Origin of the sequence: Pseudomonas sp. 9.2(2024) (genome assembly GCF_039695385.1) — a bacterium.
Lineage (GTDB): Bacteria > Pseudomonadota > Gammaproteobacteria > Pseudomonadales > Pseudomonadaceae > Aquipseudomonas > Aquipseudomonas paraglycinae.
This window is the reverse complement of the sequence record NZ_CP155585.1, coordinates 3,182,428-3,202,570: the sequence shown is the minus strand read 5'-3', so window position 1 is coordinate 3,202,570 and position 20,143 is coordinate 3,182,428. Positions and strand designations below refer to the sequence as shown.

Annotated in this window: 16 protein-coding genes; 11 read left to right on the top strand and 5 right to left on the bottom strand. The window is 60.8% G+C overall.

The window, feature by feature from the left end; translation table 11 throughout:
* Nucleotides 1–11 precede the first annotated feature (11 nt).
* Nucleotides 12–926 carry a LysR family transcriptional regulator gene (locus tag ABFB52_RS14320; protein WP_129972778.1) on the top strand — a complete coding sequence of 305 codons (915 nt, stop codon included), beginning with the start codon at nt 12–14 and terminating at the stop codon, nt 924–926.
* On the opposite strand, the gene ABFB52_RS14315 is transcribed toward ABFB52_RS14320, so the two are convergent.
* On the bottom strand, nt 927–1,181 hold the full coding sequence (locus ABFB52_RS14315) for a hypothetical protein (RefSeq protein ID WP_007957535.1): 255 nt from the start codon (nt 1,179–1,181) through the stop codon (nt 927–929).
* A gap of 153 nt (nt 1,182–1,334) precedes the next feature.
* On the opposite strand from ABFB52_RS14315, the gene ABFB52_RS14310 reads away from it, so the two are divergent.
* Nucleotides 1,335–1,652 (top strand): DUF883 family protein, encoded by a 318-nt coding sequence (locus tag ABFB52_RS14310; protein WP_016982860.1) that lies wholly within the window; start codon nt 1,335–1,337, stop codon nt 1,650–1,652.
* Between the two features lie 55 nt (nt 1,653–1,707).
* On the opposite strand, the gene ABFB52_RS14305 is transcribed toward ABFB52_RS14310, so the two are convergent.
* Nucleotides 1,708–2,739, bottom strand: a complete 1,032-nt coding sequence (locus ABFB52_RS14305; RefSeq protein ID WP_085745801.1) for an Ldh family oxidoreductase — start codon at nt 2,737–2,739, stop codon at nt 1,708–1,710.
* A 189-nt stretch (nt 2,740–2,928) separates the two neighbouring features.
* On the opposite strand from ABFB52_RS14305, the gene ABFB52_RS14300 reads away from it, so the two are divergent.
* Complete coding sequence (locus tag ABFB52_RS14300) at nt 2,929–7,749, top strand: DUF6543 domain-containing protein (protein ID WP_129972779.1); 4,821 nt, start codon at nt 2,929–2,931, stop codon at nt 7,747–7,749.
* 56 nt (nt 7,750–7,805) lie between these two features.
* On the opposite strand, the gene ABFB52_RS14295 is transcribed toward ABFB52_RS14300, so the two are convergent.
* Nucleotides 7,806–8,075, bottom strand: a complete 270-nt coding sequence (locus ABFB52_RS14295; protein WP_085745803.1) for a PepSY domain-containing protein — start codon at nt 8,073–8,075, stop codon at nt 7,806–7,808.
* 153 nt (nt 8,076–8,228) lie between these two features.
* Here ABFB52_RS14295 and ABFB52_RS14290 point away from each other — a divergent pair, with 153 nt between their 5' ends.
* On the top strand, nt 8,229–9,230 hold the full coding sequence (locus ABFB52_RS14290; RefSeq protein ID WP_129972780.1) for a FecR family protein: 1,002 nt from the start codon (nt 8,229–8,231) through the stop codon (nt 9,228–9,230).
* A 62-nt stretch (nt 9,231–9,292) separates the two neighbouring features.
* On the opposite strand, the gene ABFB52_RS14285 is transcribed toward ABFB52_RS14290, so the two are convergent.
* Complete coding sequence (locus ABFB52_RS14285) at nt 9,293–11,629, bottom strand: acylase (RefSeq protein WP_129972781.1); 2,337 nt, start codon at nt 11,627–11,629, stop codon at nt 9,293–9,295.
* Nucleotides 11,630–11,923: 294 nt separating this feature from the next.
* Here ABFB52_RS14285 and ABFB52_RS14280 point away from each other — a divergent pair, with 294 nt between their 5' ends.
* The gene (locus tag ABFB52_RS14280) at nt 11,924–12,301 is read left to right on the top strand and encodes a fe2+ zn2+ uptake regulation protein (RefSeq protein WP_085745805.1); all 378 of its coding nucleotides are present in this window, start codon (nt 11,924–11,926) and stop codon (nt 12,299–12,301) included.
* A gap of 18 nt (nt 12,302–12,319) precedes the next feature.
* On the opposite strand, the gene ABFB52_RS14275 is transcribed toward ABFB52_RS14280, so the two are convergent.
* Nucleotides 12,320–12,508, bottom strand: a complete 189-nt coding sequence (locus ABFB52_RS14275) for a hypothetical protein (RefSeq protein WP_007957552.1) — start codon at nt 12,506–12,508, stop codon at nt 12,320–12,322.
* Nucleotides 12,509–12,665: 157 nt separating this feature from the next.
* Between ABFB52_RS14275 and ABFB52_RS14270 the strand changes: the two genes are divergently transcribed.
* The 6 genes from ABFB52_RS14270 to ABFB52_RS14245 all read left to right on the top strand — a co-directional run bounded on the left by ABFB52_RS14270 (nt 12,666) and on the right by ABFB52_RS14245 (nt 20,127).
* Nucleotides 12,666–12,803, top strand: coding sequence for a hypothetical protein (locus ABFB52_RS14270; protein WP_007957554.1), 138 nt, complete (start codon nt 12,666–12,668; stop codon nt 12,801–12,803).
* A gap of 261 nt (nt 12,804–13,064) precedes the next feature.
* On the top strand, nt 13,065–14,312 hold the full coding sequence (locus ABFB52_RS14265) for an MFS transporter (RefSeq protein WP_129972782.1): 1,248 nt from the start codon (nt 13,065–13,067) through the stop codon (nt 14,310–14,312).
* A 15-nt stretch (nt 14,313–14,327) separates the two neighbouring features.
* Entirely contained in the window at nt 14,328–15,458 is a 1,131-nt protein-coding gene (locus ABFB52_RS14260) for an acyl-protein synthase (RefSeq protein ID WP_129972783.1), read from the top strand.
* A gap of 1 nt (nt 15,459) precedes the next feature.
* On the top strand, nt 15,460–17,910 hold the full coding sequence (locus ABFB52_RS14255; RefSeq protein WP_129972784.1) for an aldehyde dehydrogenase family protein: 2,451 nt from the start codon (nt 15,460–15,462) through the stop codon (nt 17,908–17,910).
* The gene (locus tag ABFB52_RS14250; RefSeq protein WP_129972785.1) at nt 17,894–19,183 is read left to right on the top strand and encodes an AMP-binding protein; all 1,290 of its coding nucleotides are present in this window, start codon (nt 17,894–17,896) and stop codon (nt 19,181–19,183) included. Before ABFB52_RS14255 ends, ABFB52_RS14250 begins: the two co-directional genes overlap by 17 nt.
* Complete coding sequence (locus ABFB52_RS14245) at nt 19,183–20,127, top strand: GNAT family N-acetyltransferase (RefSeq protein ID WP_129972786.1); 945 nt, start codon at nt 19,183–19,185, stop codon at nt 20,125–20,127. Before ABFB52_RS14250 ends, ABFB52_RS14245 begins: the two co-directional genes overlap by 1 nt.
* Nucleotides 20,128–20,143: the final 16 nt, after the last annotated feature.

Here is a 20,143-nt window from a genome sequence, read left to right as displayed (position 1 = left end):
TGCTGAATGATATGAGCCAGATGAATATCGCAACCGTCGACCTCAACCTGCTGAAAGTCTTTGAAGCCCTGCATGAAGAGTCCAGCGCCAGCCGCGCGGCGTTGCGCCTGGGCGTGACCCAGTCAGCGGTCAGCGCGGCCTTACGGCGGTTGCGCGAGGTGTATGGCGATCAATTGTTCGTGCGCACCGGCCGGGGACTGGCGCCGACGCTCAAGGCCAATCAGTTGAAACCGGTGGTCAGCGATGCGCTGAACAAGTGTCGGCAAAGCCTGGCCATGGTCGACCCGACGGCCAATCACTACGAAGGACGCTCGGTCACCGTGGGCCTCTCGGACGATTTCGAAATCGCCTATGGCCGCCGGCTGATCGAGGAAATCGCCCGCCGCGCACCGAAGCTGCGGTTGATTTTCCGCCAGACCCACAGCCAGATCGTCGCCCGGGCGCTGATGGAGCGCAGCATCGACCTGGCGATCACCGCCGGCGGGTTCGCCGAACGGCTGCTCAGCCGTCAGGTGTTGGGTGAAGGGGGTTACGCGTGTCTGGTGGATCCGGCGAGCCTGGCGCCGGGTCAGCAGCAGATCGATCTGGAGGAGTTCGTCACCCGCGAGCACCTTCTGGTGTCGTCGGGCGGTTTTATCGGGATCACCGATGAAGGGCTGGCGGCGCTGGGCCGCAGTCGCCGGGTCTGCGCCTCGACCACGCATTTTGCGGCGTTGCCCCATCTGCTCAAGGGCAGCGATGCGGTGGCGACCATTCCGACCCACGCCGCGCAGGCCATTGCTTCAATGAGCGGGCTGGCCCTGCTGCCCTGCCCGCTGGCGCTGCCGCGCTACCCGATCGAACTGGGCTGGCGCACCAGCACCCAGATCGATCCGGTGGTGCTGACGGTGCGCGAAGCGATTGGCGCCAGTTTCAGGGCCAAGTGATTACTTGTTGGCCGCCATCAGGCGATTGACTTCACTGCGTACCATGTTGGCGAACTCCGGTGGCGACATGCCGTCCAGTTCGGCGCGCACGAACTCGGCCCATTTGCCCTTGCGCTTGGAGCGCTCGCCGAACAACCGCGCGGCTTCGCCCTTGGCTTTGCCCAGATTGTTCTGCCAGAGTTCGAACAGTCGGGATTTTTCATCTTCCAGCGCGGCGCGCTCTGCGAGGGATTTGTCGGCCAGATTGAAACTCATCGGGAATTACCTGCTGCATGAAATGGCGACATCTTACACTCTGGACGGAAACCTCTGACGCTGGTTTTTGCTCCGGATGGAAAATCGCTGCAACTTTTCAAGTCGCGCCACACTCCATTGTTCACTGTCCATTCACCTGCAAGGAGTCACCCAATGGCCCGCAAAAGCGCCGTTCAAGCCGCTGAAGACCAAATCAAGGATCAAGCGTTCAGCGAACTTCAGGCTCTGATCGAAGAGTCGGACAAACTGCTCAAGAGCAGTGCTTCACTGGTCGGCGAGGAAGCGGAAACCCTGCGCGGACAAATCGCCCTGAAATTGCAGCAGGCACTGGATTCGGTATCCAGCGTGCGCGACCGCACCAAACCGGCGGTGGACGCCACCGAGAGCTACATCGGCGGTCATCCGTGGCAGACCGTGGCGATTTCCGCCGGGTTCGGTCTGGTGGTCGGATTGCTGCTCGGTCGCCGCTGAGCGCGAACAAAAAAGGCGAGCCCTCGGGCTCGCCTTTTTCATGCCCGGCACACACTCATTCGCCGGCCAGTTCACGCAACTGCGACAGGGTCTGTTGATCCAGTTCGATTCCTTTGGCCAGTGACTTGGCCCGCTGCAAATGCCGCCGATCACCCGGCAAGCGCTTGAGCCCCACGCTGTGCATCTGCCGCACAAGTTCCTGACTGCGTTCGGCAAAGCTTTGCCCGGCAGTCTTGCTTGGGTCGATCACGATCAGCAACTGACCGGTCCACGGGGTCTTGGCCCCCGGATGGTTCTTCCAGTCGAACTCGAACGAGAAATTGCCGCCGGTCAGCGCGGCGGCCAGCAGCTCGACCATCATCGACAGCGCCGAGCCTTTGTGCCCGCCAAACGGCAGCAATGCGCCGCCTTCCAGAATCGCTTTCGGGTCGCAGGTCGGCTGGCCGAGGCTGTCGACACCCATGCCCGCCGGCAGCTTCTCGCCCTTGCGCGCGGCGATCTGCACGTCGCCATGGGCGATGGCGCTGGTGGCCAGGTCGAACACGATCGGCGCACCGTCAGCCCGTGGCGCGGCAAAGGCAATCGGGTTGGTGCCGAACAATGGCCGGTCGGCACCGTGGGGCACCACGCAGGTCATGCTGTTGACGACGCTCAACGCTACCAGGCCTTCATCGGCGAAAGGCTCGACGTCCGGCCACAGCGCGGCAAAGTGATGGGAATTGCGGATCGCCAACACCGCGATCCCGGCACTGCGGGCCTTTTCCACCAGCAGCGCACGTGCCGCCGCCAGCGCAGGCTGGGCAAAACCGTTGCCGGCATCGACGCTGACGAATCCTGAAGCCACATCCTCGACTTTCGGAACAGCCTTGCCGTTGACCCAGCCGCTGTTGAGCGTCGAGACATAACCGGGGATCCGGAATACGCCGTGACTGTGCGCACCGTCCCGCTCGGCATTCGCGCAATTGGCGGCCAGCGTTCTGGCGACTTCGGCGGAGGTGCCGTGACGGGTGAAAATCCTTTCCAGCAATTGAGTCAGCTCGTCCAGAGATACCGTGGACGAGACCGCATGATCGTGTGGCGCAGACATCTGAAGCTCCAGAGTAATTATTGGAGGGAACAACAGCGAACGAACAACCCGCCTGAGGATTAACCATGGCCGGCCGGTTACCTGTCAACCCCGCAATATTTATCTACCACCTTCGGCCTCTTCAGCCGCCCTAGCCTTGCGTCTCGACCCACCCGCGTGCGCCAGCGCACGCTCCCGAGAGACTCGACAATGTCTGCCCCCATCAAACCCTTGTTGTTCCCCGAAGTCCTTGACTCCCCCGGTCTCTGGACCGAGCTGGGCAAGGCCCATGGCCTGTCGGAGCACGAATTCAGATGGCTCGCCCATGCAAAGCTGTCCACCCATGCCTTGCGCAGCCAGCAGACCCCGGCCATGCGCGCCGAGCACATCCTGCTCAATGTTGGCAAGGGAATGCCGCTGCCGTTGCCGGGTGCGTTCGTTCTCGGCGAGACGCCCGTCAATAAAGCCCAGATCCTGTACACCGTGTATGACGGCCTCAAGAAGTACCCTGACCGCGCCGACTTGAAACAACAGTTGGAGCGGCGACTGAACAATCCTGACGACCAGGCCAATCTGTTTGCGTTCCTGTCGTTGCCGCAACGCAAGCGGCTGTTCGATGCCGAAAACATAACGGTGTCGTTCAGCCTCATCGAAGGTGATGTATTCGATGAAAACACCGCGGCCATCCAACAGGGGCAAGTTCTGAATGCGCAGGCCATGCGTGCGGAGCTGGAGCAGTTGCCGACGCTCAATCACCTGCTGGAAAGCATTCTGGATGAATTGCTCAAGTCGCATTTCGGCAGCTTGCAGCAAAACCGTACTCGTGTCGGTTTCTACACCCTGGACGATGCCACCGGCGCCGATGCCGCGACGCCGACCAGACACTGGCTCGACTCCATGAGCCTGAGCGATGCGGTGCTGTTGCATTACCGGCATCAACAGTGGCCGACCGCCGCACTGCGGGAGTTCAGCAACCCAGGCAGATCGGTCACCAAAGGCGATCAAGCGCAATGGGAAGAGGCTGTCAAAAGCGCGTCCGGCATGTTGCCAGCGCTGCTTTTCCGGCAACTGGAACACTATTGGAATGCGGCATCTGCAGACGGCGCGCCGCGCCGCACGTTCTTCGCCGACGTGCTGCAAGACCAGGCACGCAGCGAATGGATGATCAAACGCGAAAGCGGCATTCTCGATGCAACACAGTTCAACGCACTGCATCAGCTGATAACGCACGACGCGCAAGGCCCGCAACGCCCTCTCACCGAAACCGTGCGGCTCTGGGAGCACGAAGCCAACTACGTCGAACTGGCGGGGTCGCTGATGATCAGCGCCAGCCAGGCATTTCTTTACACGCCGGTGCAGGGCCTGCAAGTTCTCACCGACTACAAAGACCTGAAACAGACGTTGCAGAGCAAGTTCATTGCCAAGGGCCACGAAGACGAACTCTACGGCCTGCTCAGCCTTGACGAGCGCAACCGGTTTCTGGGTTTCGACCAGCCGCAGGTGTCGGGAGACCGGATCATCGGAGAAATCTTCAAGATCCTCTTCGAATTGATCATCACCAAGCAGCGGCAAAACATCGAATACGCCTTGCAAGTGTTTCGCCACAGCGATGGCGCGGTGAATCTGCACGCCCTGTTCGACAAGAGCCTGGACATCCGCTCGATGATTCATGAGCGTTTGCTGGCGCTGGACAGTGCAGGTCGATGGAGCACGCATCCGGTGCTGGCAGGCAACCAGCAACCCTCTCAGGTACTGGCAGACAAGGCGCGCGCGGCGATCAAGACATTCAGCAGCGTCGAGGGCCCGCTTGTCGCGATGCTCGAAACACAACCCATGGCGCATCAGGAGGCCCAACGGCCGTTTCTCGAAAGCCTGAAGTCAACGCTTGCTCATGCATGGTTTATCGGTGTCACCGGCGAAGCCCGGTTGCGGGTGCTGGGCGACAGCCTGTCGGCCTCCGTACAGGCAATTGTCAACACCGTGATCAACGCTGATCAGCCGACCCGTGCGTTGCGGCACTCCCTCGAGGGCTTTCGCCCCGATGCCTATACACTCAGCCTTGAGTCTTCCGGTCAGCAGGATCTGCTGCCGCTCGCCCACTGCCTGCTGATGACCGAGCGCGGCGGCCTGGACGCCAGTCACTCCGGGCGGGCAGTGATCTGGACGCCCGCGCTGGGCATTGAAGTGTTCGACACTGTCGCCGCTGCACGGCGCATGCTCGATCAGCGGCTGCTGCACAGCGTGCAACGTCTGTCGTTACTGGAAAACCTGCTGCCCGCGCAGTTTCAGCCCCACCAGCGCTACACCCTTGGGGCATTTCAAATCATCGAACACAACGTGCTGCACAATCGCGTGCAATCGGCCATCGAGCATTTTCTCGGGCGCTGCGAGCAGGTGCGCACCCGCGTGAAAGATCCCGTCAGGCGCAACAATGCTCTGACGAAACTGCGCAATCAGGCTTTTCACACCAACCTCAAACTGGCGACCGCCCATGCCCGGGCCATTGCCACACAACAGACCTACCCGGCGTGGCTGGGCATGGCAGCGAACGCGGAACAGAAACTGCACGTCGAACTCATGGAGCAGTGGCGCCAGAGTGTCGTCGACGACAAGGACTACCTGACAGGCGTGCCGACGCTGGTCAGCCATGTCGAGCAGACCTTGAAATCACTGCTCGACAGTCGATTCCCCAAGAGCGGGCTCAATCCCCGGCACATTCAGATAACGCCCAATCTGGCGCTGGCCGGGCCCGCCAGAAACCTGGTCGAGTTTGCCCTCAATCACATCAACATCGCCCAGGGCACCGGTTTCAAGGTCACCTCGAGAACCACCCAGGCGCTTCCAGACGGGCTGAACCAAAGCGCCGTGACACAACTACTGCTGTCCCTGGCGATACCGACCACCTACAGCGACAAGGTCCGTGACGCGCTATCGACGACATCAGTGGCGGGTATGGGCCGACAGCAGGTTTTTTTCCGCCAGGCGCCCTGGCAATTGCTGCAACACGCTCATGCACTGAAACTTCAGCAGCATTTGTCCGAGAAAGCCTTCAGTTACATCCGCCAGGTACTGGACATGCCGGATGCCATCGCCCGCGCCGCCGTCGCCGGGACACACGCGATCGTGTGTCCGCTGTCATTGATCAAGACGGAAAAGGCCAACGCCGTCGAAACATGTGGACTGTATGTGCTGGCTCCCGGTACCGGGCACAAAGGCCCGTTAGTGCTTTATACCCCGTATGCGGAGCAGGCCTTTCACGAATTCCCCGATGAACAGGGTCTGATCGCCGCCCTGAATATTCCGGGGCTGCTGCAGAACCTGTTGTTCCGTCGTCTGCCACCCACACAACGCGCAACATTTCGCAGCCTGTTCGCCGACACCCTCGGCCAGACCAGTGAAATAACGCTCGATTACCGCCCGATCGGGGGCAACCTGCTGGAGCGGCTGTTTCAGGACAACCTCGATGTGTTGAAACAAATGCTCGGGTCGCAGAAAGACAGCGACGGGCAATCCGACTGGGACAACGCCAAAGTCCTGTTCAGTGACGAGATCAAACAGGTTACGGACATGTTGCAAGGCAAACTCGCCTATGGGCGCTTTCTCTGGCAAGCCTACGACGAATTCAAGGACTCGGCCGAAGCCCTGCAGAATCATCATTGGAAAAGAGCACTGAAATCTTTTATCGACGGCGCGGAGCAGATGGTGCTTGTCGGCCTTTTGCCGGAAATGTCGGCTGAACGCACGAGCGCCGAGGTCGGCGAACAGACGCTCGCAACCGGCACTGGAAAAGTCGAAAAACCGATTGCACCGACCTTGGCCGAGATCGAAACCACCTCGCCACAACGCACACGCCTGCAGCCTTTCGAGGCGACGGATGTCGCGCTCAAGGACCTCACGTACAGCGCGGCTCAGGGCGTCTATCAGAACGCCGCGAACAACCGCAGCTATGCGGCCGTTGATGGCAAGGTCTACCGGGTCGTCAAGCAGGGTTCGGCTTGGCAATTGGCCAAAGCTGAGGAACGCGGCCCGTTGCTGTTGAAAAACGGTTCGCGGATGGTACAGATCGCGCACGGCCAGACCGTTCATTTCGGCAAAGCCTTCTCCAGAATGCTGGAGCACAACAAATACACGCGCCTGCGCCGCACGATGCTCAACATCGAAGCGCACGGCATGGAAGAAATTACTCGACGCTACCCTGAAAAAGCGCGGGTACTCGGGCACGCAGTGGGGCTGGCCCGGGATTATGCGTTCAACTGCCTGCACAACCTGGCGATTCTGGACATAACCGCTGTGCCCGGTGGACGGGTCAACCGGTTTCTAATGGAGTTTTTTGATGTCCCGCGTCTCACAACGCAGATCCTGGCCAGGATAAAAACCGCGATCTTGCCGATCTGCAACGCCCTGGTAGATCCCGCTGATGATTTGCTCAACACCGACCGGTTCATCGTCGGTTCGACCAACTGGTTCCACGACGTGATTGCGTTTGTCCTCGATGGCGATCTGCAGAACAAGGTCCATTTCACCCAGCACTTTTTTGACCAGGACCTGGGTGACTACGTCCCGGTCGTTGCTCAAGGGTTTGATATTGACGGTCATGCGCAAGCCGAAACCCTGATCCACGAACTCGCCCATCAACTGAGCAACGCCTGGGATATCGCAACCGTACGCGGGCGTGAGCCTTTCTGTGACCTGATATCGGCGGTGACACCCGACGGTGCGAAGTTGCTCCGGTCGTTGCAGGACGAACGGAGAATGGCGCTGTCACTGGCCACACCCCGGGCACAACTGTTCGCGGAATGGAATCCGGATCGCGCGATCTGGATCGACTTTGACAGGATTCCCGAAAAAGAGACCACGGCTGCGGAAATTTTCAAGCAAACGAACAGTACGACAATGAACGAGGCGCGCAATGCGTTCATGGATCAGCAGTCATCGGATGCCCGGGTGGGTGTCATCCTGCACAACGCGGACTCGATCGCCCTGCTGATCTGCGAAGTCGGCCGCCAGCTGGATCCTGTCCCGACCGTCTGACCCCAAAAAAAAATGCGCAGGTTCGACACCTGCGCATTGCTCGACAACCGTGAGACTCAGTCCTTCTGGTCACGCAGGACGTTGCCCGAAGCGCCGTCGATGCGGAATTCGTACACCACACCGTCAGCCTTGCGCCCTTCCCCTTTCCAATAGCCGTCATTGTCGGCCTCGATCTCGTAGACCTCGACATAACCGGCCTTGGTCTTGACGATCTCGATGGCCTTCTCGATGGTGATCCATCCTGCGCCAGGACGGTCAGCCAGTGCCGCGCCTGCACTCAGAAGACTGGCGGTGGCGACGAAAGCGGCCAAGGTTCTTTTGATCATTTTTTCACTCCATTTGTGGTTAATGTTCACGAAACGTCCTGGTTTTTGGGGCGTCTGAGCGAAAAAAGTTCCACGTTTGATGGGTAATTGCCATGACGGTTGTTCTCGGCACCTCCCCCCCGAGGTTAGAATGCGGGAAATCAGGATGAGTCAATGACCCAGAACACCCTCTCGGAAGCCGAATACGATGCGATCACCGATGCCGCCGCGCATTGGTGCATGCGTCTGCACGCCGTCGATTGCACCGCTGAAGAGCGGCAGGCGTTCGACCAGTGGTGCGATGCGCACCCGCTTCACGCGTTCGAATATGAGGCGATGCTGGAGATCTGGGATGTCGCCGAACATTTGCCACGCCCGGAACCTGCGGTAGTCATACCGATCACTCCGCCGGCCCGGACGTGGCGCCAATACGCGGTGGCCGCCTCCGTTTGCGCGCTGGCGCTCCCGCTGGCGGCCTGGACCGGGTGGAATCTGGGGTGGCTGCCCAACAGCTATCAGCACTTCGCCGCCACCGACAATGTGCGCCACGTCACTTTGGGCGACGGCAGTCAGGTCGAGCTGAACCTCAACACCGAACTGACCTACAGCAATTACAAGGACGAGCGTCGCGTCACCCTGAAAAAGGGTGAGGCCTTCTTTGAAGTCAGCCATGACCTGAGCCACCCTTTCGTCGTCAGGGCTGCAGAAGGCAGGATTCGCGTCACTGGCACCCGTTTCAACGTCTGGATGTATGAGGATCAGGTGAAGGTCAACTTGATCGAAGGTTCGGTACTGGTCACCAGCAACGCTCAGCTGCCAGGCGATGGCTTGCGCCTCGGCCCTTCGATGCAGGCTCGCTACCGACACGGCGACTTCATGCCGCAAATCAGCCAGACCTATGCCAGCGACACTTCGCTGGCCTGGCGCAACGGCAAACTGGTACTCGACAACCTGGCTCTGAACGACGCGCTGCCGTTGATCAACCGTTACCTGGACAAACCTCTGATGCTTGCCGATAGCGCGACCGGATCGATCCGGGTTGGCGGCATCTACAACATCAAAGAGTTGAACAGCTTCGCAAGCTCACTGCCCAAAGTCCTGCCGGTGTTCCTGACCCGCAACAAGGACGGCAACCCGGTGATCAACCCGATGCCGCAGCAACCGCCAAAAAACTGAAGGCCGGTCCCGTGAGGGAGCGGCCTTCTGCTTTTGCGGTTATCGACGGGTTGAACAGCTGATTACTGCGCCGCGACTTTCCCCGCCTTTTCCAGATCATCACGCACGGTCTGCACCTGATACTGCGGATCTGCCTTGATCTGCTGCTCGGTGAATGGCAACACGCTCCACTGTTTCTTCGAGAACGCCTCGGTCTGGTCGCGGGAATACTTCGACGCCGGATCACTGGACAGCGAGAACGCCAGCAAACCCTGGGCATGCGGCCCCTTGTCGTCGAACGTCACGACTTGCAGGTAACTGGTGCCACTGACCACCTCCAGCTTGCCGTCTTCACGGGGCACGCTCTGGATCGCGTTGTAGATGCCCAGCGTGCCCGGGCCACCGTGAATCGGCGTTTGCTGTCCTCCACTGCTGACCACCTGCACATCGCCCCAACGGGTTTTCTCGGTCAGGCCCATTTTGGTGGCGGACTCGGCCGACGCCAGCATGGCCTCGCGCAGTGCCTTGGCCACTTCGGGCTTTTCAATGGCCAGTCCGCGCGGGGTGTGTTGCGCATCCTTCGGATCGAACGCCACACGCCAGGCCTGCGGCGATTCCTGCATCGCTTGCATGATGGTCTGGAAATGCACCAGCCCGATGCCCGACTCCAGATTCGCCCGGCCGTCCCACGCTTTCAGACTGCTGCACACCGATTTCAGCGCTGCCTCAGGCTGGGAAGCACAGAACTTCAACAGATCCGGCACCACCTGAGTCGCCAGGAACACCTGATCGTCCATCACCATGTGTTGCAGGTCCTGCACCGACACCGGGCCTTTCTTGCTCAGGGTCGCCAGACGATCCAGCGCAAAGCGCGAGCGCAGGCCCAGAGGCTGGCCGTCCTGACTGATCAGCGGCGAGAAGCCGGTCAGCGGTTGCGCCGGGTTGGCCAGCCACGCCGAGTCGTTGGAGTGCTGGACGAAGTCCTTGCGCAACAGTTGCGGCAGTTGGCTGGACGCGTAAATGCCCTTCTGTGCGGCTTGCGGGTCGATGTCCCAGGCGCAGGCGCTGTTGGAACCGTCGAGCACAATCATTTTCAAACCGGCGCGTGGGTCGCTGCATTTGGCCAGCTTGTCGGCACTGACATTCGGCACCACCGACAGGTTCATGTACAGCGTCTGGCCCTTGTCATCCACAGCCAGGGTGTTGACCCACGGGATGCCCTGGATGGTATGCACCGAATCCTGCAGATCCTTGAGATTGCCGGCGCGGTTCATGGCGTACCACTGTTTCAGCACCCGGTCGTTGTCGAGGTTGGCATCGCGCAGGCTATAGGCGTACTGATTGTTCCAGTCGAGCTTGCCAGGCCACTGCACGATCGGGCCGAACTGCGAACTGTAGACATCCCGCTGGACCGGCACGACCTGCCCGTCCGCCTGTTTGACCTGCACCGTGACCGTCTGCTTGTTCATCGGCAGGGACTGGCCGTCGAGCAGATAACGGGTCGGATCCTTCGGATCGAGTTGCAGACGATACAGGGTGAAATGCTTGGACGAGTCGACAGTGTGGGTCCAGGCCAGGTGCTGGTTGAAGCCGATATTGATCATCGGCAGGCCCGGCAGCGCCGCGCCCATCACATCCAGTTTGCCAGGAATGGTCAGGTGCATCTGATAGAAGCGCATGCCGCCGACCCACGGAAAATGCGGGTTGGCCAACAGCATCCCGCGGCCATTGAACGAGCGCTCACTGCCCACCGCCACGGCGTTGCTGCCACGATCCAGGGCGAAGCGTTGCTGGCGCGTTTCAGCCAGTTGATAAGCCCGGGCATCGTTTCCAATCTGCGCAGTGGCCTGCGGGGGTGTAGCACCTGCCAAGGCTTCGGCGAACTGGCCGACGCCGCCCTCGACCAGCAGGCGACGGGTCAGCTTCACCAGGTCTTCGGCAGCGATGTCGCGCACCCATTCGCCCTGGCACTGCTGGGGCAGTCCCTGCTGACGGCGCTCGGCCAGATAACGGTTGTAGCCGGCGGCATAACCTTCCACCAGATCACGCACTTCCACCGGTTGCGCCTGCCAGAAGGCATTCACGGCCTGCGGCGTGTTGAGCCACTGGAAGAACACGTCGCTGACGCGGTTCTCGCGCTCTTCGACTGTCAGCTGCTCCGGCCCGAAATACCGCGACCGCTCGCCATTGACCGTCACGATCTCGTTGGCCAGCAGACAGAGATTGTCGTGCGCATAGGCGTAACCGATGCCGAACCCGAGACCACGTTCGTTTTCCGCGCGGATGTGCGGTACGCCAAAACCTGTGCGACGGATATCGGCGCCGGTCTGGCCGGAAGGGCTGAACGCCTGCGCCGACAGACTCAGCCCGAGAAACAGGCCGGCAAGGGTCAGTCCGGTGAATTGCCTGGAAATAGTCACGCTCGCTCCTGATCGAAATGCCGAAGAGCGAACCGCCCGCCACCGTGAACACGTCGGGCCCGGCTCGCTCTGAAATCACCCACGCGTCACGCGCAATGAGCCTGTCCAGAAAACGAAGCCGCGGAAAAAAAATTTAGTCAGCCACACATCCGTCTCGAACCGTAATCACGGGGAAAAGACGAAACGACGACAAATTTTCTACATTTTTCGCTTCATGATTTGTCGAGCTGAAACGTCTTGTTTAGAGAGAGCACAAAAAACCTTTCCTGATCAGGCTCTGAAAGGAGTAATCGCATGTACAACCCACCCCTACCATCGGAAGGTAGCCAGACCCCACAAGGAGCGCCCATGGGTTCGCACGTCGACGTATTCGGGCAACGGGTCGAGCGTCACGGCAATGAGCGCATCCGTTTGCTGCTTAAAAGCTTCGGCCTGCGCACCAGTCTGATTCGCCTCAAAGTCATCGACACCCTGCTGGTCGCCGCCGAGGACGACCGTCGCCTGGGTGTGCGTGGCGTGCATAGCCAACTGCTGGATCTGGACATTCCGTTGTCCTTTCTCAGCGTGCGCGAAGTGCTCAAGCGCCTGTGCGCCGAAGGCGTGATCACGTTCAACGACGACAAGAGCTACAGCCTCCATCCCCAGGCTGCCGCGGTGCTCAACAACGATTGAAGCACCCGGCAGATGCCGTCAGGGCTTGACCTTGCGGCGCATCACGCCGTTGATCACCACGACCACCACCGCCACACCGATGGCGATGTACTGGAACGTTTGCTCGCTGAGCTTGCCGGCGTTTTGCAGCCAGGACAGGCCGAGCATGATCAGCAGTACGGCGACGGCGATCAGAATCGAATATATCAAGCGTTGCTTATGGGTCATTACAGGTTCCTGAACCGTTGGAATGTATCGGGTTTGTATCGGCATTGATGCCATGCGCATACCGTTTGACGGGGATGCGCCGCGGTAAACGGGGTCTCATGTTACAGCCGATGAAGAGCTTTGGCTTCAAACGGCGTTAACCATGAGGATCCTTGAAATGCTGCGTCGAATCACCTGGCTGATTCCTGTCCTTGCACTGCTCACCCTGAGCGGCTGCATTATCTTTCCCCACGGCGGCTGGCATGGCGATCATCGCCACTATGGGCCTGGCCCGGGCTATTACTACCATCGTTAAGTCATCTCACGGAAAGGATGCCAGCGTCCGTCCGTTCAAATGCAACAACGGATTTTAGCGTCAGGAAAAATGCCCACAGGAATGTGGGCTTTTTTTATCGATCGGCGATCAATGCTGTAGGGCGCTTCACCTGTGCAAGCAAGAAAGTGTCCCTCTGCAACATCACGCATAACGAAGTCACAGACCGTCACACCAACGACGTAGGAACAATGACTTCCCCTCCCTACCCTTTGCGCTCCCTCTCAACTGTCCAGGAAGCGCATGCAAAGAACTCTCATCAACCTCCCGCCGCGCCGGGCGCTCGGCTTCTGTCTGGCCATCACGCTGTTCGAATGGCTGACCTACATGGCCAGTGACATGGTCATGCCGGCCATGCTGACCGTCACCCGGGATCTCGAAGCCGATGCCGCTCACATCCCCAACGCGTTCAATCTTTACCTGATCGGCGGTGTCTGCCTGCAATGGCTGATCGGGCCGCTGTCCGACCGGTTCGGTCGGCGCCCGCTGCTGCTGGGCGGTTGTGCGCTGTTCGGCGTGACCTGTGCGACGGCTGTCGCCACGCCCGGCATCGAAGTGTTCAACGCCCTGCGCCTGTTGCAAGGCATGGGTTTGGGGTTTGTCGTAGCGGTCAGCTACCCCGCGCTTCAGGAAGTCTTCTGCGAGGCCGATGCGGTCCGCCTGATGGCGCTGCTGGGCAATGTCGCCCTGCTTTCGCCCCTGCTCGGCCCGCTGCTCGGCAGTCTGCTGCTGGAGTGGCTGAGCTGGCGCGAGTTGTTTCTCGGTCTGGGACTGATCGCGGCACTGACCTGGATCGGACTGCATGTCTGCATGCCGGAGACGATCGGCGTTGTCCGCCACGATGGTAGTCAACAAGCACCGATTCCTTTCTCATTTCGCCAGATCAGCAGTCGCTACCTTGCACTGCTGCGCAATCACCGGTTTGTCGGCATCTGCCTGGCGCTGGGCTTGATGAGCCTGCCGCTGATTGCCTGGATCGGACTGGCGCCGCTGCTGCTCGTCCAGTTACTGGGACTGACCACGCGCGAATATGCGCTGTGGCAGATTCCGGTGTTCTCGGCAGTCATTGTCGGCAATCTGATCCTTGATCGACTGCTGGCCTTGCGGGATCTGCCGCAACTGATTCGTCTGGCGCTCTGGCCGTTCTGCCTGGGTTTGCTGACCCTGATCGTCACTGCACTGAGCAGCCTGTCCCTTGCAGGCTTGATGACCGGCCTTGCGTTGTACGCCGTGGGGCTGGGCATGAGCAACGCCGCGCTGTACCGGCTGGCACTGTTTTCCAGCGATGACAGCAAAGGTCTGGTGTCTGCCGCGATCGGCATGATTTCGATTGCCGTGATGGGTGTCGGTGGTTCGTTGATCGCTGCCATCGGCGGCGGCACCCGTCTTGAATCCTTCGCCATCTTGGCAGCGCTGGGAGGTCTGCTCAGCCTGCCCCTGCTGTACCGGTTTCTGCCACACGTCCCGGCAGATTCCGCCTCTTCAACATAACGACAAGGACGCCTGATGATTCACTTCCCCCACAGCGACGCGCTCTGCGCGTTGACGCAACCCTATTGCCCGGATTCCGTGCCGGACGGACTGTTTAACCAGGCCATGGCCGAAATCAGCCGGTTTCACAGCCAGCACACTCCGGGATACGAACACTGGTTGAATGCCAACGGCCTGAACGCAGGTGACCTGGACCATCTGGATGACTGGTCACGCCTTCCGCCGATCTTCGCCAGTTATTTCAAGCGCCAGGTCCTGCTCAGCCCCACCGGGATGGACGCGCTGGAACTCACCTCCTCCGGCACCAGTGGCGAGAAAAGCCGCATGCGTTACGACGAACGCAGCCTGGGGGCGGCCCAGAACATGGTCGAGCGGATTTTCCAGCACTATGACTGGGACACCCCGCACACTCCGTGCAACTACCTGCTGCTGAGCTATGAACCCCAGGGCAGCATCAGCCTGGGAACGTCATTCACCGATCAGTTTCTATGCCGCTTCGCCCCCGTCAATCGTGTGGCCTACGCACTGCGCCGTACGGGCGGTGGTCATGAATTCGACGGCTTTGGCGTGATCGCTGCCTTGCAGTCCTTCGCCGAAGAAGGTTTGCCGGTGCGGATCTTCGGCTTCCCGGCGTTTCTCTGGCAGACCCTGCAACGCATGCAGGCGACCGGGATGGCTGATCTGCAACTGGCGCAAGGCTCGTTGACGCTGTTTGGCGGCGGCTGGAAAACCCACGCGGCGCAAGAGATTCCCCGCCAGCAACTGTACGAGCGCATTCACTGCCAATTGGGCATCGAGATGTCCCACTGCCGTGACGGCTACGGCGCCGTCGAGCATGCGGTGCCTTATCTAGAGTGTGCTCAGCACCGTTTCCATGTACCCGTCTACTCGAAGGTTTTCGTGCGCCATCCCGCTGACTTTACGGTTCAGCCTTACGGTCGTCAGGGCTTGCTGAGCTTTGTCTCGCCTTACATCTCATCGAGCCCCGCGCACGCGGTGGTCATGAGCGATCTTGCCACCCTGCATCCAGGCGCCAGTTGCGACTGCGGGCTGACCAGCGACTGGTTCGAACTGCATGGCCGCGCCGCCACCACGGCCGGTCGAAGCTGCGCCCTGGCCGCCTCTGAACTGCTGGGGAAGCATTGATATGTACCTGATCAACGGAAAGCTTCACAACGACTGCACTCTGGAATTCGCGCTGGAACAACTTTATCCGGATTTGCCACGACGGTTGGCCACGGCGCTCGACACGTCGACTGTGCTTGGCGCAGCAGCCACTTTTGCCGAACGTCTGCAAGACCCGCACAGGGCATTGCCCATCGATGCCGAGCAACGTCAGTCACTGATCGAGTTCTGCCAACCCGCTGGCCTTCGGTGCAAGCTTGAGCGCGAGCTCGGCGAGCAACCGGGCAGCCTGCGTCGCCTCGACTATCGCCAGTCACGCTTTGAACGCTGGAGCCCGCTGGGCCTGGTGGTCCACATCACCCCCGGCAATGCGCCGCTGCTGGCTTTCTGTGCGGTGATCGAAGGCCTGCTGGCCGGCAACGTCAACTGGTTGCGCCCCAGCAGCAGCGATCAGGGTGTGACGGCGCAATTACTTCATGAATTGGCGCAGTGCGATGCGACCGGCCAGATCGCCGCGCATGTCGCCGTCGTTCCGGCCAGCACGGCCCAGATCGGTCAACTGTGCCAACAGGCCAACGGCGTTTCAGCGTGGGGCGGTGAATCAGCACTGCAAGCCATCCGCCAGCAACTGGCGCCCGGCTGTCGCTGGATCGACTGGGGCCACCGCATCAGCTTCGTCTACCTGACACCGGCAGCGGTCACGCCGCAAGCCCTGGACGCCGTGGCCGATGAAGTCTGCCGCCTCGATCAGCAGGCCTGCTCCAGCCCGCAATGGCTGCTGGTGGACAGTGACGATGAAAACACTTTGCGTTCAATCGGCGAGGGCCTTGCCGAGGCGTTCGAACGCCGCGCCCGACACTGGCCAGCCCTGTTGCCGTCGATTCAGGAGGCCTCGGAAATCACCACCCGCACGGCGATGGCGCGACTGGCTCACAGCTTTGCCGGTGTCAGCGGTCAGGTCTGGCAAACACCGGACTGGCGCGTCATCTGGAGCCACGACCAGACACTCGGCCCCTCGCCGCTGTTTCGCAGCCTGTTGCTTAAACCCCTGCCGCGCGCGCAAGCCTGCGAGGTGCTCTTGCCTTGGCGAAACGTGCTGCAAAGCGCCGCGCTGATGTGTGCCGAACACGAAATGGCCGAACTGGCTCAAACGCTGATCGCTGCGGGCGTTACACGGGTTACCCCGGTGCAATTGATTCACGACGGCTACGAAGGAGAACCCCACGACGGTGTGTATGCCTTGCAACGCTTGAGCCGGCGCGTGTCGGTCAGCCTGCCGGCCACGGCGCTGATAACCCGCGCCACGCTTGATCTGCTGCCGACACCACCCTGCCTGGCCGATCTGCCGATCATGAGCAAGGACACCTTTGTCACCCGCCCGATCCATCCGGCGGCCCGCTTGTACTTCCGCTCCGGCGGCAGCAGCGGCACCCCGGCGTTGGCCGGCTACAGCTACCGCGATTTTGATCGACAGATGCGCGCCACCGCCGACGGTTTGTTCGCGGCGGGTCTCGACCCGAGCCGCGACCGGGTGATGAACCTGTTCTTCAGTGGCGGGCTGTATGGCGGTTTCTTCAGTTTTTCCAAAGTGCTGGAAATGTTGGGGACCACGCACCTGCCGATGGGCGCGCCGGCCGATGACGATTACCGCGAGATCGCGCAGATAATCATCGACCAACGCGTCACCGTGCTGGTCGGCATGCCCAGCACCCTGAACCGTCTGTTCCTCAATGAGCAAGCACGGCTGCGCGAATATAGCGGGATCGAAAAGGTCTTCCTCGGCGGCGAACACCCCGGTGAACAAAGCCTCGCGCTGATGCGCGACTGTGGCGTCGGGCTGATCCGATCGGCCGTTTACGGCAGTGTCGACGCCGGGCCGCTCGGCCATGCCTGCCCGGCCACCGGCGATGGCGTGTTTCATCTGATGAGCGATATCCAGCACCTGGAAATCGTCGAACTCGAGGCCGATCGGCCGGTGATCGGCGGTGAAACCGGGCGTCTGGTGTTCACCTCCATCGAACGTGAAGGGCAGGACGTGCAGCGCTACGACGTCGGAGACAGCGGCCGCTGGATTCCGGGCCTGTGTGACTGCGGGCTGCCCACGCCGCGTTTCGAACTGCTGCAACGTCACGGCAGGTTGATGCGCATCGGCACGGACTTCATCTGCCTGGCGCTACTGGCGGAGCACCTGCAGACCGAGTTCCAGCTGATCCTCGAACATGCCCCCGACGGACTCGAGCGCATGCGCTTTCGCAGTCCACGGCAACCCGATGATGTTCAGCGTCGCCTGCTGGAGTATCCGACGCTGGCCACGCTCATCCAGACGGGTCTTCTGACCGTGGACGTGGAGGTCTGCTGCAGCGACGGATTTACTCGTAACAAACACAGCGGCAAGACACCGCTGCTGATCGACAATCGGGGTGTCGGTCCCCGCGCAAACAGGCAAGGAGCCGCTCATGAACACAGGGTTTGAACTGCAAGAACTGGTCACGTTTGCACGAGAGCATTCGGGCTTTTATGCGAACCACTTCGCCGACGTTTCCCTGCCCGTCACATCTCTGGAACAATTGCCGGTGATTGACCCCGTTGCTTACTGGAAAGGCAGTCATGACCTCGACCACTGGCCCGTCATGACGGCGCCTTTGAATGACGCGCTGATCCTCAAAACGGGAGGAACTACCAGTGACGGCAAGTTTTCACTGTTCCGGCGCGAGGAATGGCAGACGCTGGTGGCGGACTTCGGTCGCAGTCTCGGCTCGCAGTTGAGCCCCGGCGACCGCGTCGCCAACCTGTTTTTCGTCGGCGACCTGTATGCCAGTTTCATCTTTACCCACGATGCGCTGGCGCATGTACAAACGGAGGTTATCGAGTTTCCCTTCACCGGCCATATCGACCCAAGTGTCCTGGCCGATGCGATTACCCGGCACCGGATCAACGTCCTGGCCGGTGTGCCTGCCCACCTGTTGACTTTCGCAGCATGGCTCGAACAACACGGCCGGGTTCTGAAGGAAGTCACCACCCTGCTCTACGCCGGTGAAAGCCTGTTTGATGCTCAGTTGCAGCGGCTGGCGCGAGTGTTTCCCCAGGCCCGGGTGGCCTCCATCGGCTACGCCAGTGTCGATGCCGGATTCATTGGCGCCAGCCATCGTGACTGTGCCCTGGGCGAGCATCGGATCCCCGAAAGTCACGGTGTGCTGGAAATTCTCGACGAGCACACCGGTGAAGTGATCGATGAATGCGACCGGGTCGGGCGCCTGGTGATGACCAATCTCACGCGCCGTTTGATGCCCCTGATCCGCTACCCGGTGGGCGATCGTGCTTGCTGGCGAGAGCCGTCGGGAACGCCCCGGCGCAAGTTCGCGTTGATGGGCCGCTGCGCCGACAGCCAGCGCGTGCGGGTGGGCATACTGAACCTGCTGCCGCAATCGATCGGCGACACCGTATGGCGCGTCACCGGCAGCGATGATTGGCAACTGGTGATCGAGCAGGACGGCGCCATGGATATCCTGAGCCTGCACTGGGCGCCGGACGCCCTGACACCTGCGAACGCTGAGGCCGACCAGACGCTGCACAGTGCCTTGATCGAAGACTATCCGTTGATCAAGCAACTGAGCGCCGATCACCTGCTGGTATTGCGGATTCGCTGCTGCAAGGTTCAGGAACTGGCACGCCATCCACGCTCCGGCAAGCGTCAACGTGTGCTCGATCGGCGCGTCTACAACGGCACTGGCCAGGAGCCTTGCTGATGGAAGCGATCACCCTGCGAGGCTACCGCACCAGTGACGCTCCGGCGGTCAGTCGCCTGTTCAGAAAGATCTACGGCGACCATTACGCCCAGCCGCATGTGTATCTGCCCCGGATGATCAGCCAGAACCATGCCGACGGCCGCTGGCACTCGTTGGTGGCGGTGGCGAACGGTCAAGTGGCTGGGCATTCCACATTGATTCTCGACAAAGAATCGTCCCTCGCCGAACTGGCACTGAGCGTGGTGGATCCGCAGATCCGTGGGCAAAACGTCGCCACGCAACTGAGTCGACAGTTGCTGATCCATGCGCAGGCGCTGGGATATCAGGGGGTCACGATCAAGCAAATGACCCATCATCCCTACACCCAGAAAATGGCTGCCGGCCTTGGTTTTCACAACACCGGCTTGTTGCCCGACCATGCACCGTCGCCCTTTGGCGGCGCGGTGACGGAATCGCTGGTAATGGGTTACGCCCCGGTCGATGGTTATCAGCGCCCGCTGCCGGCCTTGACCTGGCCGGACGAATGCCGTGAGTTCATGCAGCAGATGTGCGACGTGTTCGGAACGCGGTCGAACGTGTCGCCCTGGGTCGGCGCACCGGCGCAGCTGGAACAGCGATGGGGGCGATATGACGGGATTTTCAGTGAAGTGGACGACAGTTTGATCAAGCAGCTGCAACAACTGCCCGGACATTGGCTGATTTCGATCAGGCTCAGGCTGGCACAAGGGTTTGACAATGCCTGGCGCCGGTTATCGACGATGGGGTTCGTGTTCAGCGGGCTGGCGCCCGATGACAGAAGTGCAGGATGGCTGGCGCTTTTTCATCGCGGTTTCCAGCCAAAATCCTTGACGCTGCATTGCCCGCAGATGCAGCGGTTGCATGACGGGATGCAGCGGCAGGTCGCCTTGCGCCCAAAACTCCACGCTTGCGGCAATCGCCCATAAACGAAAGGGCCCGCCC

Coding starts and splice junctions, on each gene's coding strand:
- ABFB52_RS14320 (WP_129972778.1), top strand. CDS start 12: ATGAGCCAGATGAATATCGCAACCGTCGACCTCAACCTGCTGAAAGTC.
- ABFB52_RS14315 (WP_007957535.1), bottom strand. CDS start 1,181: ATGAGTTTCAATCTGGCCGACAAATCCCTCGCAGAGCGCGCCGCGCTG.
- ABFB52_RS14310 (WP_016982860.1), top strand. CDS start 1,335: ATGGCCCGCAAAAGCGCCGTTCAAGCCGCTGAAGACCAAATCAAGGAT.
- ABFB52_RS14305 (WP_085745801.1), bottom strand. CDS start 2,739: ATGTCTGCGCCACACGATCATGCGGTCTCGTCCACGGTATCTCTGGAC.
- ABFB52_RS14300 (WP_129972779.1), top strand. CDS start 2,929: ATGTCTGCCCCCATCAAACCCTTGTTGTTCCCCGAAGTCCTTGACTCC.
- ABFB52_RS14295 (WP_085745803.1), bottom strand. CDS start 8,075: ATGATCAAAAGAACCTTGGCCGCTTTCGTCGCCACCGCCAGTCTTCTG.
- ABFB52_RS14290 (WP_129972780.1), top strand. CDS start 8,229: ATGACCCAGAACACCCTCTCGGAAGCCGAATACGATGCGATCACCGAT.
- ABFB52_RS14280 (WP_085745805.1), top strand. CDS start 11,924: ATGTACAACCCACCCCTACCATCGGAAGGTAGCCAGACCCCACAAGGA.
- ABFB52_RS14275 (WP_007957552.1), bottom strand. CDS start 12,508: ATGACCCATAAGCAACGCTTGATATATTCGATTCTGATCGCCGTCGCC.
- ABFB52_RS14270 (WP_007957554.1), top strand. CDS start 12,666: ATGCTGCGTCGAATCACCTGGCTGATTCCTGTCCTTGCACTGCTCACC.
- ABFB52_RS14265 (WP_129972782.1), top strand. CDS start 13,065: ATGCAAAGAACTCTCATCAACCTCCCGCCGCGCCGGGCGCTCGGCTTC.
- ABFB52_RS14260 (WP_129972783.1), top strand. CDS start 14,328: ATGATTCACTTCCCCCACAGCGACGCGCTCTGCGCGTTGACGCAACCC.
- ABFB52_RS14255 (WP_129972784.1), top strand. CDS start 15,460: ATGTACCTGATCAACGGAAAGCTTCACAACGACTGCACTCTGGAATTC.
- ABFB52_RS14250 (WP_129972785.1), top strand. CDS start 17,894: ATGAACACAGGGTTTGAACTGCAAGAACTGGTCACGTTTGCACGAGAG.
- ABFB52_RS14245 (WP_129972786.1), top strand. CDS start 19,183: ATGGAAGCGATCACCCTGCGAGGCTACCGCACCAGTGACGCTCCGGCG.